The sequence below is a fragment of the Rossellomorea aquimaris genome, assembly GCF_000935355.1.
Classification (GTDB): domain Bacteria; phylum Bacillota; class Bacilli; order Bacillales; family Bacillaceae_B; genus Rossellomorea; species Rossellomorea aquimaris_B.
This window is the reverse complement of record NZ_JXZC01000003.1, coordinates 470668-487125: the sequence shown is the minus strand read 5'-3', so window position 1 is coordinate 487125 and position 16458 is coordinate 470668. Positions and strand designations below refer to the sequence as shown.

Genomic DNA, 16458 nt, shown 5'->3' with positions numbered 1-16458 from the left:
GTTAAACCATTTTACTGTACCTTGTTGCATAATTGTTTCCTCCTGTGTGGACTTGAATCCACGATTTATTACTATCGTTGCTCAATTAGATATCAAAGGCGAAAAGTTTAAATACTTTCATTCCTTACAGACCGAACAAAAATAATTCTTTCTAAGAGTAACAGGAAATCGTAAAAATAGCAAATGCTTTTATAAATTTGTCACTATCTTCCTAAATAAAATGCCCACTCCCCTGAAAGGAAATGGGCTTACATATGACTACTTATCTTCCTGCTTACTACCATGCTTGACGCCTTTACTTGTATAAGGCTTGTTGCTCTTCTTCTTATTGGCACCGGCCTGCCAGCGATTCCAGCCTTTCTTTCCTGTGCCCTGGCCTGTTCCGCTCTTTTTCTTTGGTTTACTCATTTTTTCACTCCGTTATCATAAGGTACGTTCTTTCAAGTTCGTCCTCATATCATAACACTTATTAGTGGGGCAGAATACTTCTTGTTTATTCCACTTACGATTTTTGCCCCGTATAGATGTGGATAGCATCCCTCAAAAACTCTGCCACACCTTCCTGCTCTGAATCATAATAAGCCTTAAACCGTTCATCATCAACATACATCTGAGCAAGGCCGGCATGCCCCTCCTTGCTGTACTTTCCCCAGTAAAATGTGATCCACTCTTTATGCAAGTCAGCAGCTTTTTGGGCGATGTCGCTTGCTGGATCACCTGTTTGGAACGCTTCGGCTAACGTTTTTCTTATCTCTTTTTCAAGGCCTGTGACTTTTTCATGGTCTTCCTGTGACATGTTCATCACTTTTGCGTTAGATTCGTCCACTGCCTTGTCACCGTATTTCTCCCGTACTTCTTTTCCATATCTTTTCTCGTTATCATCGATCATCTTTTGTTTGAAGCCTTCGAACTTTTCTTTATCTAACATGGTCATTTTCCCTTCCTTTACATGTATTGTTTTATTTACATTTGCAATCAATTGATCAAGCTGCTCTCGTTTGGCTAACAATTTTTCGCGGTGTTCCATCAAGGCATGCTTTGCGTCAAAGGCAGGATCATCCAGGATATCCTTGATTTCGTCCAGTCCTACACCTAATTCTTTATAGAAGAGGATCTGCTGCAGTCGGTCGACTTCCCTCTGCCCGTATATCCTATATCCTGACGAATTGGTCCTCGCCGGTTTTAGAATCTCAATTTCATCATAATAACGCAGGGTTCGCGTGCTCACACCAGCGAGCTCCCCAAGCTTCTTAACGGTATATTCCATGATTTCACCTCCTGACAATTCTTACTTTACAGGTTGACGCTGCGTGAATGTAAAGGGGGTTTTTGAAAATAGTTTTTTATTTGATAAGATAACCCACCTGGAAGGGATCTATTTAGGGAATCCCTTGAAAAGAAAGCAGCAGTCCGATATTCTTAGATTATTAATTATCAGTTTAAGGTTGTGTTGAACATGCGTATCAATAAATATATCAGTGAGGCTGGAAAGGCATCCAGACGCGGTGCAGATAAATTGATTACAGAAGGAAGAGTGACCATTAACGGGAAGATTGCGAAAATTGGTGATCAAGTGAATCCCGGGGATGATGTAAAGGTGAGCGGAGCCCCTGTAAGGGTCGCACGAAACAATGTATATATTGCTTTAAATAAACCCGTTGGGATTACGAGTACAACCGAAAAAGGCGTAAAAGGGAATATTGTGGACCTCGTCAATCATCCCCTGCGAATTTTCAATATCGGACGGCTGGACAAGGATTCGGATGGCTTGATTCTCCTTACGAACGATGGGGATATCGTCAATGAAATCCTTCGCGCCGAGAATCAGCATGAAAAGGAATACATCGTGACGGTTGACCGTCCGATTTCAGAAGATTTTCTAAAGCAAATGTCAGAGGGTGTTAAGATTCTGGGAACGAAGACACTCCCATGTAAGGTTGAGCAGATTTCCAAGTATGTCTTCCAAATCACATTGACTCAAGGATTGAACCGCCAAATCCGTCGTATGTGCGAAGCCCTTGGATACGACGTATATAGACTGCAGCGTACGCGTATCATGAATATCCATTTAGGAAATCTGCCTGTAGGACAATGGCGTGACCTTTCTAAAAAAGAAAAGACGCGACTGTTTCAGGATTTGGATTATGAACCGAAGGAATGGTAATACATTAAAGGGCCTGACCCCACTGCATAAGCTGCAGGTGGGGGTCAGGCCCTTTATCGGGTTTTCATCCAGTCGGTAACTTCATCTTATCCATGATCATTGTAAAATAGGTTTTCACCTGGCCAGGTGGATGGGGAATGTGGTATGAATCAGACTCCTGAGTCTCCTCATCCTCTCCCACTAACTTCGGAGAATAAACCTGCTCCCCTTCTACTATGCTGCGAATCGAGGAGGTCAGTTCTTCACTCGGACTGTCCTTCAACAAGTACCCGTTTGCACCTGCATGTTGGACCAGTTCTATATAACCCTTTTGGGCAAATGTGGTCAATACGAGCAGATGACATCCCTCTACCTTCAATGCTTCTAGAGGTCCGTCCCTCTCCAGCATTTCAATACCCATGATGAAGAGGTCTGGTTTTAGTTGGTGGATTAGTGTTTGGGAATCCTGAATGCCCGATGCCTGACCAACGACTTCCATATCGTCCTCCAGGTTAAGGAGGGAGCTCATGGTTTCACGGAGCAACTGTTGGTCCTCTTGTATGACGATTCGAATCATGTAGGTTCTCTCCTTTTAAAGGCCTTATCAAGTAAAGACTCCCCTTATATGAATCGGTCATAAGGAGAGTCGGTCAGGTTTATAATTCAGGTTTGGCTTCAGTTGAAATTCTTGATTTTGACTTATCCAGAGACTTGATGCCTCTAAAGCTTACAAACGTCTTATTATCTTCATCCCAAAGCTTGAAACGTAATGACTTTAAGCTTGTTAAAAGTGAGATGGTTGGTACTTTTTGTAATGGCTCTGAGTTTTTATGAGCTTCTTCAAGTCTGTAGTTCGGTACTCTCGGGCTTAGATGGTGAATATGGTGATAGCCGATATTCCCCGTAAGGAACTGCATGATCTTTGGAAGCTTATAGAATGAGCTTCCTTCAACAGCCGCAAGCACATATTGCCATTCTTTGTCTTCTTCGAAATACGAGTCTTCAAACGTATGCTGTACGTAAAACAACCAAATTCCGATCGATCCTGAAACCATGAAGATGGATCCCTGTACCAGCAGGAATTCCTGCCATCCCAGTGTCACACATAGAAGTGCGATAAGGGCCGCGATGATCACGTTCACTAAATACGTGTTATTACGTTCTTTCTTACGTGCATTTTTACGGTTGAATCTATTTTTCAGAAGGAATACATAAATCGGTCCTAAAACGAACATAACGAACGGATTGCGGTAAAATCGATACGCCAAACGAATCTTAAGAGGTGCTGCTAAATATTCATCAATCGTCAGCGTCCAGATGTCACCTGTCCCACGCTTATCCAGATTCCCGCTTGTCGCGTGATGGACGGCATGGTCATGTCCCCACTGATCGAACGGGAATAGCGTCAGCACACCCATAGCGGTTCCGACGATTCGGTTCGCACGGCGGCTTTTAAAGAATGAGAAATGTGTACAATCATGAAAGATGATGAAGATTCGCGTTAAGAACCCTGCAGCGATCACGATTGGAACGAGTGCGAGCCAGTACGATACGGAAAGGCTTTGATACGCAAGAAACCATAATAGAAAGAACGGCACCAGCGTATTGACCATCTGCCATACACTTTCTTTTGTGGTTGACTTTTCATAAGGAGCAACTTCTTTTTTCAACGTTTTTATATTTGTCATGTCATAATTCCCTTCATTTAAGGCGTTGAATTTATTATAAGATAAGCGAAATCACCGTGTTAGTAGTAGGTGTCATATGCTGGATATGACAAATGTCATAAGGGAGAATTTGTCACGAGTTCACAAACGCTCAAACCCTTGATATTGCTGGATTCAAGATGATTGCTTCACGTTTACAATTGGTTATATTATTTTTTTAGATTAGAAAAATATTCTTGTTTGGGGGATTTTTTAGAGAGGTTTCAAAGGAATTCTTCTAAATGACAAAATGTCTCTCGAATAACTGCAGATAAAATAAAGAGGATGGCCCAAAAATTTTCTTCAGGTCATCCTCTTTTGTACTATTCACTCATTAAAAATCAAACTCATCAGGGTCTGGGCCACTGCGGAAATCTTCATTTAATGCATCTAATTGATCCATTTGTTCAGTCGTTAATTCAAAATCATATAAAGAAATGTTTTCTTGAATTCTGTACTCCGTCATGGACTTAGGAATGGTGATGACTCCATGTTGAAGATCCCACCGAAGAATCACCTGCGCAGCTGATTTTTTATGAGATTTGGCAATTCCTTGGATGATTTCATTGTTTAGAAGCTCTGCATTCATAAGTGGAGACCAGGCTTCAACTTGGATATTGTGCTTACGGCAAAAATCCCTCACTTCCGTTTGAATCAGCTTGGGATGGAATTCGATCTGGTTAACCACAGGAGTGATTTCAGCTTCCTCGAGTAAATGTTCCAAGTGATGAACCTGGAAGTTACTTACACCGATCGCTTTGATCCGTCCATCTTTATAAAGGGATTCAAGAGCTTTCCAAGACTCCATGTACTTCTCTTTTCCAGGCCAGTGAATCAAATAAAGATCGAGATAATCAAGTCCCATTTTCTCTAAGCTTTCTTCGTAAGCCGCGATCGTTTCATCATAGGAAAGGCCATTATTCCAAACCTTCGAAGTGACAAATAATTCCTCCCGGGACACATTTCCAGCTTCAATCGCTTTATTGATGCCTTTCCCGACACTCTCTTCATTTCCATAGATGGCGGCTGTATCGATACTACGGTACCCCAACTTGATAGCAGTTTGCACAGCCCTTTCTAATTCTGGACCATCCTCTACCCGGAAAACTCCGTACCCTACTTCGGGCATTTTTATATGATTATTTAAAGTGATAGATTTGACGTTCATACCTACACTCTCCTTTACTTTATATAAAATAGAATGCTCCCCGAGAAGAACATGAATATAGTATGAACCACGAAATAAAGCTTGAAAAGTAGGTACTTTTTTGTGGGATAGGTACTTGGAAGTGCCTGAAAGGGATCCTTGAGTTTGTACATCCTTGTATAGTTTGGTCATTCCATTATGAAAGTAGTTGGATCCACCATGTCATAAACACATTTTTCATAAACCCTCACTGTTGTTTCAGCTTGTACATATAATGTGCTGAAAGGGGGGAACAAAATGTTAGATCGTTTTATTCTTTTATTACTGGCAGGTATCCTAGCAGGATTTGCACTATTGGGAGTAACTCTGTTTAGTGGTTTACCGGCGGCGATTACTGGTATTTTAGCAGTGGTCACTCCGATTACCAGTACAATTGCAGTGATTGCTATTGTGATTTTTGCACTATGCATCATCTTTAAGGTTGTACAGGCAAAACTACACAGAAAATGTTAATCAAAAAGAGACCCGGGGTGATCCGGGTCTCTTTTTGATTGGGATATATTCCCGCTTCTCAGGAAGATAAAAATATTAATCACCCATATCCGCCCTGTACCGAAAGGCTTTCTTATCAAGAATTTGATATTGGAGTGAATATCATGGAGCTTGAAAGGAATGCGGCAGAAATCTGTCTACACACTCATCACTCACATACCAATATCTGCCGTACAAATCTCCCCTTGCTCACTTCACAACGGTCCACAATCTGGAATCCCGCTCTTTCAACATTGGCATCCACATCTTCCAACGTCACGATCACGACCTTCGTTGCAAATCTTCTCGCACTGCGAAGCATGTCAAGCTGCTCATCATCTGTAATCACTGAACAAAGATTGTAGGGAAGGTCAATCACTGCCACATCATAGCTGTCCTTTACGTCATTAATATCCTTTAACGAGACTTCCCCTTCAAAACCAAAATGAGCGATATTCTCTTTTACTCCATCGAGGATCAAAGGATTGCGGTCACTACCGACTATATCGATTCCCATGGACAACGCCTCTACAAGTACAGTCCCGATTCCGCAACAAGGATCGATCATCTTGATCCCATCAGGATTTGGAGAAGCAATGTTCACGACCGCCCTTGCAACACGCGTGCTTAGTGCCGTCGAATAGCTATGGGGCTTCTTCACGTGATGTAACCAAACCGCTTCATTTTTCATATACTTTCCAAATACCCAACGATCGTTCGTCTGCATGACCCCGAACCAAATGACCGGATCCACCAACTCGGCTTCCCCTTTCAGGTGCATGCCCACTTCCTTCTCAATCCTACGCAGTTTCTTAAAGCCCACTCTTTCGAAATCTGGATTTTGTACATATACTACTTTGAATCCATCCAGTGCTTCTAATTTTTCTATTTCTACGAGTAGATCTTCAAAACTTTTTCCCTCGCATATCATTTCAAGCCGTTCTCTAATAAAAGGACTTCTACTGGGATCTATTTTCACTGAGCTTTCCAGAATACCAGATTCAGAGCTTTTTCCAAATAACGCCCTTCTTTCCAATGCGCATAAGGATTCTTCATTCGCTTCCCATGAATAAATATAGTAATAGTTTTTCGTTTCTATAATGATCATCTCCGTGTGATGCTAAAAATGTTGTGACGCATTAGAACATTGTAACATAAAAAAGACCTGAACCCCGGTGCATAATAACGCATTCATGCACCGGGGTCAGGCTTCTCAACATTATTTATTTTCCATAGTGGAAATATACTCCTTAACCACTTCATAGACATATTCCTGATTCGCTGATGCGGTTTCCGGGTTGTATGCCCCACCGTTTGTCTTGTTATTGGACAGTACACGGATTCCCAGGAACGCTACATCATATGCACCGGCAATCTGTGCTGCTGCAGCCCCTTCCATTTCTTCAACAGAAGTACCGTATTTCTCATGGAACCACTGGATGCGGTCCACTTCATTATTCCACACGTCTGCAGATCCGATGGTACCCTCGACGATTTTCCCATTGGTGTAGGTATCCTTCACTGCTTTGGCAGCTTCAAGTAAGTCTTCGTCTCCATCGTAATAACGGATCTTCTCAGCATTTGGGTCTTCACCCGCACTGCCTTCAGAAGCCATTAAGTCCATTGGCTTCCAGATGGTTGGATCAATTCCCTCATTATCTGCTTTATCTGCTGTTTTTAATGAACCGAGGTTTACGGTTCTTTCCCCTAATACGATATCAAATACGTGTAGATCAGGGTCATGTCCACCTGATGTTCCTTGGTTGATGATGGCGATTGGATCGTATTTCTCAATGGCTACCGCAGTAGCCGCTGCCGTGTTTTCCATACCTTTTCCTGTTTTGGCGACGATGACAGGATAGTTATCAAGCGTTCCTAAATAAAAAACAAATGAACCCGATTTTTCTTCTTTCACATTTTCCAATTTACCCGCAAACTTTTCAGCTTCAATTGGCATTGGACCTTGAATCATAATCGGTCTCTTTGCCTTTTCTTGCTTCGCTGCAGTCTTTGAAGTCGAACTACAGCCAGTAAATACGGATAATGCTAATACCGATAATAATGCAAATAATGTTAGTTTCTTTTTCATCACAATCTCTCCTTTTACGTTTTTTCCTGATGTTGATATCTCGTTGTTTCGGCCAAAAGAAAAAGATCCAGAACATGTAGAGTGGTTTCTACTTTCCAGACCTTCGAAGTCAAAGTATAGGTGACGAACGGGATGTCCATCACAAAGTGGCTACGTCAAAAAAGGCGTAAAACCGAATAATACTTCAACTCGTAGTCTAGTTCTTATAATGGGAACCAGGTAGAAACACTCAGACCATATTACCGAGGATATACGAGTAACGATATGTAAAATCAGTACTGTGCTACTATAACAGACCCGAAATGAATATACAACAAAAATACGAATAATATTTTTATTTATGTATATATCGTTCGTTTTTTGCGTTATTTTTAGAGTCACCTCTGCATTCTTACAAGCCTTACATTTGATATATCAATAGAGATTAATATAATGAAAGAAAGCTACAAAATAATCAACGGGGTGAAAATGATGAAAATCGGACTTATCGGATTAGGAGATATAGCCAAGAAAGCCTACCTTCCAGTTCTCTCTGAAAAAGAAGGAATAGAGTTGGTGCTTTGCACGAGGAATGCTGAAAGCCTGAATGCTCTGGCAGATAAATATCGGATCCCGGAAAAGGTACAGACGGTGGAGGAACTGATTGCATCCAATATAGACGCAGCATTTATAAGTACTGCAACGGAAGCACACTTTGAAATATCGGAAAAACTACTACAGAGTGGCATCGACGTTTACATAGACAAGCCGATTTCCTTGAACTTTCACGAAACCGAAAGAATCGTCCAGCTTGCAAAAGAAAAGGGCAAAATCGCCATGGTTGGTTTTAACAGACGTTTCATACCAAAAGTGAAAGAGCTTAAAGAACATGGGAAACCGAGCTTCCTACTTATGCAAAAAAATAGATACACTTTACCTGATTACACCAGAAGGTTCGTCGTGGAAGATTTCATCCATGTCGTCGATACTCTGCGATTCTTAATGGATACCGATGTTCTGGATGTAAAGGTTCAGTATCAAAAAAAAGAAGACAAGCTCCACCATTTAGTCATCCAATTGATCGGTGAGGACTGTACCGCTGTCGGCATCATGAACCGGGATGGAGGTGTGACGGAGGAAATCATCGAGTACTCTGCAGGTCATCATAAATATGTCGTCGACAGTCTCGTTGAAACGACCCATTATCATAATAAAGAAGTCAGCTTTTCTTCATTTGGTGATTGGGAGCCTACTTTGTATAAGCGTGGTTTTTATGATTTAGTGGATCATTTCATAGGTTGTGTGGAAAATGGCACAACGCCTGACCCATCGATTGAGGATTCGCTGGTAACCCATGAGATTTGTGAGAGAATTGTAGGGATGATCGAGTAAGGGGACAGCTCCCCCGTCCCTTTCATGAAAAGAATGTCGGGACTAGGAATCTTTCCCTGGTCCCACCTTGACTCTGAAGATTCAGGACAATTCCCCCTATCACGATCAATCCGACAGATAGGATCTCACTTTCATTGTTGGATTCCTTAAAGAACAAAATGCCCAAATGTGATATCCTAAATACATCGCTACCTATATTCACTCGTTCCTTTATGAGATGATCTTCTAAATCATTCTATTACCGGTCATTCAGGAGTCCATCTACATACGAAAAGCTTCATACTATTGATTATTTTGACATTTCCCCTTATAAAGTATCTTTAAAGATACATACGCAAGAATTCCTGCCAGGATTAATTCTGGAAATACTACGTATATTAACATAAACTCCATAATCGCCTCTGCCGCTTCAGGCTGTCTCGCAATTCCCTCAAGCCCAAAACCACCAGCGACCCCGATGCCATACCCGATTCCACCGAACCCTAACAGGGCAAGACCTGCAGCCAAACAACAATAGTACCATCTAGAGAAGTCATTCATTTGATCACCTCCTTCACACTGATACCATCACTATATTCCGTTTGAATGAAATAGCTTGGACGAAAATCTATCTTTTTATGGGTCAGAACCACCTTTACCGGTTCCTTTAACTAAAACAATCATCGGGAATGATAGTGCCAAGATAATCGTCCAGGACTAGTGGCCAGCCCCTGGAATGTTACATATAGAATTTAATGGGGTACAACTATACTAAAAAAGGAGAAACCGCCATGCCAGAAGGTCCCGAAATCAGAAGAGCTGCAGATGGAGTAGAGAGCGCTCTAAAAAATAAAACTGTACAAGATGTGTTCTTTGCCTTCCCGCATCTGGAAGACTACGAAGACCTTTTAAAAGGATCGGTCGTGACCAGAGTGGATACGAAAGGAAAAGCCATGCTCATCCGCTTTGACAATGGCTACACCATATACTCCCACAATCAGCTCTATGGAAAATGGTATATAAGGAACCTGTACAACTATCCGAAAACAAACCGCCAGCTAAGGCTTGCTCTACATAATGAAAAAAAGTCGGCACTTCTATACAGTGCATCCGATATTGAAGTCCTCCGTGACGAGGAGGTGCCTGAGCATCCTTTCGTTTCAAAAGTGGGCCCTGATATTTTGAGTGAGAAAGTAACAGCGGATGAATTGCTTCAAAGAATGAAAGAAAAACGATTCTATAATCGAAAGTGGTCGATACTTTTATTAGATCAAGGGTTTGTAGCCGGGATCGGGAATTACTTGAGGTCTGAGATCATGTTTGCAGCAGGTATCCACCCTTCATTTCGTCCGATTGACTGTACGGAAGATCAATTGAGGAAAGCATCGGAAGCGATCATTCATTTGATGAAGCAATCCTATAGGACTGGTGGAATTACAAACGATCTTGAGCTTGTTGAGAAGTTAAAAGCCAAAGGAGAGAAGCGTTCAAAATATCGACATTGGGTATTCAATCGGGAAGAAGCATCTTGCTTTGTTTGTGGGAGTGAAATTGAGAAGACGGTTGCTGCTTCGAGGCGATTGTATTTTTGTCCGGTATGTCAGGTTGGGAGATAGGTTCCTTGCATCCCCTAGCCTTACATGAACAAAGATAACTGTGTTACAGTAAAAGGCTCATTTCATCACACCTGACAAAATGAGCTCTTCTATACTACATTCCGTATTTCTCCCGATAAAAATCATGTTTGGGCTGAAACAACTCTTCATCAGATTGTCTGACGTCGGAGAAATGATCCACATTATAATGACCATACAAAGCCTTGTTGTGGTGCTGGATAATTTGTTCAGCTTTTAACACGGATGAATCCTTCGTCGAGTGACCATCTGCCACCAGGGTTACGTCCAGTCCATTAACCGTTGCATAACGAACGGCGGTGTCGATACAATATTCCGTTTGGCAGCCCATGATGACGACATGTTCAACCTCTTTTTCTTTTAGAAAGCTTAATAATGGCGTACCATAAAACGAATTGGTCGCTAATTTATCATACACAACGCTATTGTCCGGAACATGAATGTCCCTGTGAACCTGGAAGCCATCACCTTCCCCGCCCCCGACATCCTTATCTCGTATAAAGACAAGATGAGCACCCATTTCGGTTGCCTTACGGATGACCTGGTTAATGTTTTCAATCAGCCTCTCCTTTTGGAATACAGCTTGTTCCCCTTCATTTCCTTCAATTAATTCCTGCTGGGCATCAATTACGAGCAATGCTTGGTTCAATAGAAAAACCCCTTTATATCCTTTTTCTCTTCATCTACCTTTGAATAGTTTCGACTTATCAGTGAGAAAGTCCTCTTACATTAAAAAAAACAAGAAACCTTTTAGGCTTCCTGTTTCAGCATCATTCATCATGTACCACAATACGTTCGGTAAGGACGAGCAGATGGTTCCGGGAGTTTCGCGTACTCGCACTGTTCTGGCGTGTACTGGTAAGGATTCTTAAGAACCTCAAGTAAACGCTCCATCACGCTGTAATCATTGCTTTCCACAGCAGCTTCCAACGCTTCCTCCACACGATGATTCCGGGGAATCACCGAAGGATTGCTTTTTCGCATTAACTTATGAGAGGCATCTTTCGATTCTTCTTGCCTGTTCAGCCTTTCTTCCCAGCGTTCTTTCCATTGAACAAATTCCGGCTTTTCAAACAAATCGATTTCTTCTTGAATTGTTAACGAACGGAAGGTATTCGTATAGTCGGCACGATTTTCTTTCATTAATCCCAGAAGATCTTTTGCAAGGGACTCGTCCCCTTCTTCTTCGTTGAAAATACCGAGTTTCCCTCTCATTCCGTCGAGCCAGTGAGCTTCATATAGCTTAGGGAATTCCATTACAGCAGCCTGGGCGAGTTTCAGCGATTCTTCTTGTTCGTCATGAAGAATCGGCAATAGACTCTCAGCGAATCGGGCAAGATTCCAACCGGCAATTTGAGGCTGATTGCCATAGGCGTAACGTCCTCCGGTATCAATGGAGCTGAATACCGTTGCCGGGTCATACGCATCCATAAAAGCACATGGTCCATAATCAATGGTCTCTCCGCTGATCGTCATATTATCCGTGTTCATGACTCCATGAATAAACCCGACCATTTGCCACTTGGCAATGAGTGCAGCCTGGCGTTTGATTACTTCCTGAAGCAGGTAAAGATAACGGTTCGGCGCATTCAGACCTTCCGGATAATGACGCTCCACTGCATAATCGGCAAGTGCACGGAGATCTTCCACCGTTCCAAATTTAGAAGCAAATTGAAAAGTACCGACGCGAAGATGACTAGCCGCTACGCGGGTCAAGATCGCACCTTGCTGTTCCGTTTCACGGTAAATCGGCTCACCCGTAGTCACCACTGCCAAGCTCCGGGTAGTCGGAATCCGAAGTCCGTGCATGGCTTCACTGATGATGTGCTCCCTGAGCATCGGTCCAAGTCCCGCCCGGCCGTCGCCACCTCGGGAATATGGGGTTCTGCCTCCACCTTTGAGCTGGATATCAAAACGCTCACCTGACGGGGTGATCTGTTCGCAGATCAGGACAGCGCGGCCGTCTCCAAGCATATTAAAATATCCGAACTGATGCCCCGCATACGCTTGGGCAATCGGCTCAGCGCCCTCAGGAATGTCATTGCCGGAGAACAACGCTTCTCCTTTTTCTCCCTGCAATTCTTTGACGTTGAGTCCGAGTGCTGTTGCGACAGAATCATTTAGAACGAGCAGCGTCGGATCACTTACTGGAGTCGGTTCCTGCTTTGTGAAAAATGATTCGGGCAGGTTAGCATAACTATTTTCTATATTCCATCCTGTTTCGTTTCCCTTTGTCATGGTATCTCCTTCTTCTGGTTTTGGCTTATTTTCATAAAACATAAAATCAATAGAGGTTCTATGATTTTCTACGTGTCTATTATATTTTACACATGATAGGGGATGTATTACAAAAACAGTGCCCGACCCTTGTAAGGGCCGGGCACTGTTTTCATTTATTTCTTCAACGTCAAGGTGGCTACACATTCAACGTGGACCGTTTGAGGGAATAGGTCAACAGGTTGAACACCATCCAGGGTGTATCCGAATGGTTCCAGCTCCTTGATATCCGTCGCAAATGTATCAGGATTACAGGATACGTACACAATTCTCTCAGGTTGGGCACGTCCGATTCGTCTCATGACTTTTCCGCCTGCACCAGATCGAGGCGGATCCAACATTAATAGTTGTGGATGTCCAAAGCTCTCCAGCATTTGGTCAATTCCTTTTCGAGCATCCTTAGCGAGGAATGTCGTGTTCGAGATGCCATTATCTTCAGCGTTACGTTTCGCTGACTCGATTGAACTTTCCACGATTTCAATGCCGGCTAGTTCTCCGACTCTGCTTGCAAATGGAAGAGAAAATGTCCCCACTCCACAAAAAAGGTCGATCATTTTTTCTGTTTTCTTCGGTTGTCCCATTTCAATTGCTAAATCAACAAGCTTTTGAGCCTGTGTCGGATTCGTCTGGAAGAAGGTATCAAACCAAAGACGGAAACGGTATCCATCCATTTCATCATAGATAAAATCCCGACCGGACAGGAGATGGATTTCCTCCGCCTGTGTACGGTCTGCCCATGCTGTATTTTCAAGCCATAGTAAGCTTTTCACATGTGGGAACTTCTCGCCGACACGCTTTACAAGATCGTCCACCGCTGTTTGATGAGCGTCAGGTGCCTCCGTGGCAAAAAGCGCTAGCATAAGCTCGCCCGTCACAAAGGATTGTCTCACCATTAAATGACGCAGTAAGCCTTCATGCTTATCTTTGTCATATCCTTTTAACCCGTGGTCTTTCACCCAATCAGCGACTTCCATGGTCGCTTCCACCATTTCTTCACTTGCGATCAAGCAAGTCTCAAGGGAAATGACCTTACGGAAATTCCCCTGCTCATGCAACCCAAGGGCACCTTCAGGAGAAAACGTAAATTCCATCTTATTGCGATATCGCCAAGGATTATCCATCCCCATGGTGTCTCTCACCAAATTCGGATCGAAGCCTTGGCCTTCCAAAGCATGCTTCACATGATCCGTCTTCTGCTTTAACTGACCCTCGTATTCCCAATGCTGCCACACACATCCGCCACAACGCTCAAAATGCGGGCATGGAGCTTCCGTTCTTTCAGAATGGGCTTCCAGGATTTCATCCGGCATGGCCTTCCTTCTTCTGCGATCAGGCTGATCAACCGTTACACGCACCTTTTCTCCCGGTAGCGTCTGGGGTATCGTAAGTCTTAATTTCTTCGGGTTCCCAAGCTCATTCTCTCGCCATATCACGGCCTGTCCCGACCCTTTTGGATCTAATTCTTCTATAGTAGCAACCATTGTTTCTGGTTTGGTATTCGTCAATTGTCGAGTCCTCCTTCAAAATGCTCTCTAACTCTATACTTTATAAAAAAAACTGGATGAATGCAACAGGGTCATGGGGACAGGCACCTTGTCCCGCGCAACGCCATGCCCTTCCCCTAGGTTCAGCTCAATGTAGAATTTGGGACAAGGTACCTGTCCCTCCGTCCCTACCTGTCCCTCCGTCCCTAACAAAAAATGTCTGCCCCTTTACGCAGATTTGCAGCGTGTCGGGACAGACATTCTATTTATTATTTCGCTTCCAAACGACTTATCCGATCATCCAAATCCGGGTGAGTGGAGAAAATAGCCGATTTTCTTCTGCCATTGATCTTCAAAGTGGAGATGGCTGTGTCATCTTCACCTTTCATACGGCTTGAGTATGCCTTCAGCATTTGAAGGGCATGGACCATCTTATCTTTACCAGCCAGGTCTGCTCCTCCCCGGTCGGCGTGGAACTCGCGGTGGCGGGAGTATGCAAAGACTACTAAACTTCCCAAAATCGAGAATACGATTTGGAAAAGAATCACGGCAATGAAATGAACGATCGGTGCCATCTCTTCTCTTACGAATCGGGATGCAATCCAAGCTGCGATTCTTGCCAGGAAGACAACGAATGTGTTGACGACACCTTGCAACAACGTCATCGTCACCATATCTCCGTTGGCAACGTGGGCCACCTCATGGGCAATGACGCCTTCCACTGCATCATCATCCATTTCGCGAAGCAATCCAGTCGAAACGGCAACCAAAGAGCGTTTCTTAGAAGGCCCCGTCGCAAAGGCGTTGACTTCAGGTGAGTTGTAAATTCCTACCTCCGGCATATGCACTAAACCAGCCGCCCTTGATAAGCGGTGGACTTTTTCAACAACAATCTGTTCCTCAGAAGACAATGCTCCATTCGGATCTAAAACACGGACGCCCATCATTTTCTTTGCCATCCAACGAGACATGGCCAGCGAAATGAACGACCCGGAAAAACCGATGATCGCACTAAAAACTAATAGCGCCCCAAAATCAATTCCGCCTGAAGCGTTGATATAGTTGCCTGCTCCAGTAAGTGAAAAAATAATACTGATCGTCAGTAGTACTAGAACGTTCGTTAAAAGGAAATAAAATATTCGCTTTCCCATCTTGTCTCCTCACTCTCATTTCAAGTTCATTTGAACCTGTATCTGAAATTATTATATATTTTTTTCAGGTAAAATACAAGGATAATCATCTCTCACAAGGTGAATTGACGAGACCCAGGGGAACCAGTAGTATTAAAGAAGATAATTGGAAAGAGATGGGGTGTTCATGATGAAAACGTTTAAACTGACACGGAAAAATATGGCCGACTTGCTATTATCCTTGAACGGCACAACGAACCGTACCCCGCTCATGGTATTACAAGATGCGTGGAACACTATACATACTAATGAAAAACCAGGAGAGGCCATCATCACAACCGATATGCCTCCCATCCTCCAAAAGATCATCAATCCGACCAAACGCGAAATCGGCTTCTCTCTAAAAGAAATCGTCTCTCTCGGAAATCAAATCGAATTCACCAACTTCCCTCAAAGCACCGTCCAAAACTGGGTGAAGCGTGACGTGAAAGAGCTGATTGGATCTCCACAATTAGGAAAAAAATATACCATTGAACAAGCTGCCATGCTATTCATCGTCGAAGATCTGAAAGCCACGCTGGACTTTGAATCCATTCGAAAAATTTTAACCCTTGTGTTCAACAACATAGAAGACCGTACAGACGACATTGTAAATCCCACCGATTTATACGCTGCCTACTCATCCGTCTTTGATAAAATCCATCATCATACGCTGCCAACAATGAAAAGTTCCGCTACCGGTTCAGTCAATGAGTTGATTGATCAATTTATCAAGGAAGAATGTAAGGGGCTTTTACCTTCATTTGAAGGGGTTAAAGAAGAGAACCTCAACATTGTCCTGAATGTGTTGATCGTTTCGGTGCTGACTGTACAGTCGGCTTTTTATCAGGCTTCCACGAAGAAGTATGTGAAGGCTGCATTAATTTTGAAGAAAATCAATTAAAAAGTGCCTGACACCATCTCTGGG

Annotated in this window: 17 protein-coding genes and 1 riboswitch; of the genes, 5 read left to right on the top strand and 12 right to left on the bottom strand. The window is 43.1% G+C overall.

All coding sequences use genetic code 11. The features are described 5' to 3' along the window. Positions 1–258: 258 nt before the first annotated feature. On the bottom strand, positions 259–408 hold the full coding sequence (locus TV75_RS21525) for a DUF3934 family protein (protein WP_082051258.1): 150 nt from the start codon (positions 406–408) through the stop codon (positions 259–261). Between the two features lie 94 nt (positions 409–502). Continuing rightward, positions 503–1267, bottom strand: coding sequence for a MerR family transcriptional regulator (locus TV75_RS11955; protein WP_044338938.1), 765 nt, complete (start codon positions 1265–1267; stop codon positions 503–505). A 189-nt stretch (positions 1268–1456) separates the two neighbouring features. Between TV75_RS11955 and rluF the strand changes: the two genes are divergently transcribed. Then, entirely contained in the window at positions 1457–2164 is a 708-nt protein-coding gene (gene rluF, locus TV75_RS11950) for a 23S rRNA pseudouridine(2604) synthase RluF (protein WP_044338937.1), read from the top strand. 64 nt (positions 2165–2228) lie between these two features. On the opposite strand, the gene TV75_RS11945 is transcribed toward rluF, so the two are convergent. The 3 genes from TV75_RS11945 to TV75_RS11935 all read right to left on the bottom strand — a co-directional run bounded on the left by TV75_RS11945 (position 2229) and on the right by TV75_RS11935 (position 5017). Then, complete coding sequence (locus TV75_RS11945; RefSeq protein WP_044338936.1) at positions 2229–2720, bottom strand: response regulator; 492 nt, start codon at positions 2718–2720, stop codon at positions 2229–2231. Positions 2721–2799: 79 nt separating this feature from the next. Next, a complete protein-coding gene (locus TV75_RS11940) occupies positions 2800–3831 on the bottom strand; it encodes a fatty acid desaturase (RefSeq protein ID WP_044338935.1) in 1032 nt (343 codons plus the stop codon). A gap of 352 nt (positions 3832–4183) precedes the next feature. Further along, positions 4184–5017 (bottom strand): aldo/keto reductase, encoded by an 834-nt coding sequence (locus tag TV75_RS11935; protein ID WP_044339016.1) that lies wholly within the window; start codon positions 5015–5017, stop codon positions 4184–4186. A 276-nt stretch (positions 5018–5293) separates the two neighbouring features. On the opposite strand from TV75_RS11935, the gene TV75_RS11930 reads away from it, so the two are divergent. Continuing rightward, positions 5294–5509, top strand: coding sequence for a hypothetical protein (locus tag TV75_RS11930; RefSeq protein WP_044338934.1), 216 nt, complete (start codon positions 5294–5296; stop codon positions 5507–5509). A gap of 187 nt (positions 5510–5696) precedes the next feature. Here TV75_RS11930 and TV75_RS11925 read toward each other — a convergent pair whose 3' ends face one another. After that, positions 5697–6635, bottom strand: a complete 939-nt coding sequence (locus tag TV75_RS11925) for a TRM11 family SAM-dependent methyltransferase (RefSeq protein WP_044338933.1) — start codon at positions 6633–6635, stop codon at positions 5697–5699. A 111-nt stretch (positions 6636–6746) separates the two neighbouring features. Then, complete coding sequence (locus TV75_RS11920) at positions 6747–7616, bottom strand: 5'-methylthioadenosine/S-adenosylhomocysteine nucleosidase (protein WP_044338932.1); 870 nt, start codon at positions 7614–7616, stop codon at positions 6747–6749. 172 nt (positions 7617–7788) lie between these two features. Beyond that, a riboswitch (purine riboswitch) is annotated at positions 7789–7892 on the bottom strand. 156 nt (positions 7893–8048) lie between these two features. Between TV75_RS11920 and TV75_RS11915 the strand changes: the two genes are divergently transcribed. Further along, positions 8049–8987: a Gfo/Idh/MocA family protein gene (locus tag TV75_RS11915; protein ID WP_253275518.1), complete on the top strand. Its 939-nt coding sequence runs from the start codon at positions 8049–8051 to the stop codon at positions 8985–8987. 282 nt (positions 8988–9269) lie between these two features. Here the strand turns inward: TV75_RS11915 and TV75_RS11910 are convergent, their stop codons facing one another. Beyond that, the gene (locus TV75_RS11910) at positions 9270–9527 is read right to left on the bottom strand and encodes a hypothetical protein (protein ID WP_044338931.1); all 258 of its coding nucleotides are present in this window, start codon (positions 9525–9527) and stop codon (positions 9270–9272) included. Between the two features lie 230 nt (positions 9528–9757). On the opposite strand from TV75_RS11910, the gene nei reads away from it, so the two are divergent. Next, on the top strand, positions 9758–10582 hold the full coding sequence (gene nei, locus TV75_RS11905) for an endonuclease VIII (protein WP_044338930.1): 825 nt from the start codon (positions 9758–9760) through the stop codon (positions 10580–10582). Between the two features lie 94 nt (positions 10583–10676). Here the strand turns inward: nei and TV75_RS11900 are convergent, their stop codons facing one another. From TV75_RS11900 to htpX, 4 genes are all read right to left on the bottom strand, one after another. Beyond that, positions 10677–11249 (bottom strand): isochorismatase family protein, encoded by a 573-nt coding sequence (locus TV75_RS11900; RefSeq protein WP_044338929.1) that lies wholly within the window; start codon positions 11247–11249, stop codon positions 10677–10679. Between the two features lie 128 nt (positions 11250–11377). Continuing rightward, a complete protein-coding gene (locus TV75_RS11895) occupies positions 11378–12838 on the bottom strand; it encodes a protein adenylyltransferase SelO (RefSeq protein WP_044338928.1) in 1461 nt (486 codons plus the stop codon). Positions 12839–12993: 155 nt separating this feature from the next. Beyond that, the gene (gene rlmD, locus TV75_RS11890; RefSeq protein WP_044339014.1) at positions 12994–14358 is read right to left on the bottom strand and encodes a 23S rRNA (uracil(1939)-C(5))-methyltransferase RlmD; all 1365 of its coding nucleotides are present in this window, start codon (positions 14356–14358) and stop codon (positions 12994–12996) included. 272 nt (positions 14359–14630) lie between these two features. Further along, on the bottom strand, positions 14631–15512 hold the full coding sequence (htpX, locus tag TV75_RS11885) for a protease HtpX (RefSeq protein ID WP_044338927.1): 882 nt from the start codon (positions 15510–15512) through the stop codon (positions 14631–14633). Positions 15513–15678: 166 nt separating this feature from the next. Here htpX and TV75_RS11880 point away from each other — a divergent pair, with 166 nt between their 5' ends. Continuing rightward, the gene (locus tag TV75_RS11880) at positions 15679–16434 is read left to right on the top strand and encodes a DUF1836 domain-containing protein (protein WP_253275517.1); all 756 of its coding nucleotides are present in this window, start codon (positions 15679–15681) and stop codon (positions 16432–16434) included. Positions 16435–16458: the final 24 nt, after the last annotated feature.

What these genes read in the sequence shown, in the direction of transcription:
- TV75_RS11925 (WP_044338933.1), bottom strand. Translation starts at nt 6,635, where the DNA reads ATGATCATTATAGAAACGAAAAACTATTACTATATTTATTCATGGGAA.
- TV75_RS11935 (WP_044339016.1), bottom strand. Translation starts at nt 5,017, where the DNA reads ATGAACGTCAAATCTATCACTTTAAATAATCATATAAAAATGCCCGAA.
- TV75_RS11910 (WP_044338931.1), bottom strand. Translation starts at nt 9,527, where the DNA reads ATGAATGACTTCTCTAGATGGTACTATTGTTGTTTGGCTGCAGGTCTT.
- TV75_RS21525 (WP_082051258.1), bottom strand. Translation starts at nt 408, where the DNA reads ATGAGTAAACCAAAGAAAAAGAGCGGAACAGGCCAGGGCACAGGAAAG.
- TV75_RS11880 (WP_253275517.1), top strand. Translation starts at nt 15,679, where the DNA reads ATGATGAAAACGTTTAAACTGACACGGAAAAATATGGCCGACTTGCTA.
- TV75_RS11955 (WP_044338938.1), bottom strand. Translation starts at nt 1,267, where the DNA reads ATGGAATATACCGTTAAGAAGCTTGGGGAGCTCGCTGGTGTGAGCACG.
- nei (WP_044338930.1), top strand. Translation starts at nt 9,758, where the DNA reads ATGCCAGAAGGTCCCGAAATCAGAAGAGCTGCAGATGGAGTAGAGAGC.
- TV75_RS11930 (WP_044338934.1), top strand. Translation starts at nt 5,294, where the DNA reads ATGTTAGATCGTTTTATTCTTTTATTACTGGCAGGTATCCTAGCAGGA.
- TV75_RS11915 (WP_253275518.1), top strand. Translation starts at nt 8,049, where the DNA reads ATGAAAGAAAGCTACAAAATAATCAACGGGGTGAAAATGATGAAAATC.
- TV75_RS11945 (WP_044338936.1), bottom strand. Translation starts at nt 2,720, where the DNA reads ATGATTCGAATCGTCATACAAGAGGACCAACAGTTGCTCCGTGAAACC.
- rlmD (WP_044339014.1), bottom strand. Translation starts at nt 14,358, where the DNA reads ATGGTTGCTACTATAGAAGAATTAGATCCAAAAGGGTCGGGACAGGCC.
- TV75_RS11940 (WP_044338935.1), bottom strand. Translation starts at nt 3,831, where the DNA reads ATGACAAATATAAAAACGTTGAAAAAAGAAGTTGCTCCTTATGAAAAG.
- htpX (WP_044338927.1), bottom strand. Translation starts at nt 15,512, where the DNA reads ATGGGAAAGCGAATATTTTATTTCCTTTTAACGAACGTTCTAGTACTA.
- TV75_RS11920 (WP_044338932.1), bottom strand. Translation starts at nt 7,616, where the DNA reads ATGAAAAAGAAACTAACATTATTTGCATTATTATCGGTATTAGCATTA.
- TV75_RS11895 (WP_044338928.1), bottom strand. Translation starts at nt 12,838, where the DNA reads ATGACAAAGGGAAACGAAACAGGATGGAATATAGAAAATAGTTATGCT.
- rluF (WP_044338937.1), top strand. Translation starts at nt 1,457, where the DNA reads ATGCGTATCAATAAATATATCAGTGAGGCTGGAAAGGCATCCAGACGC.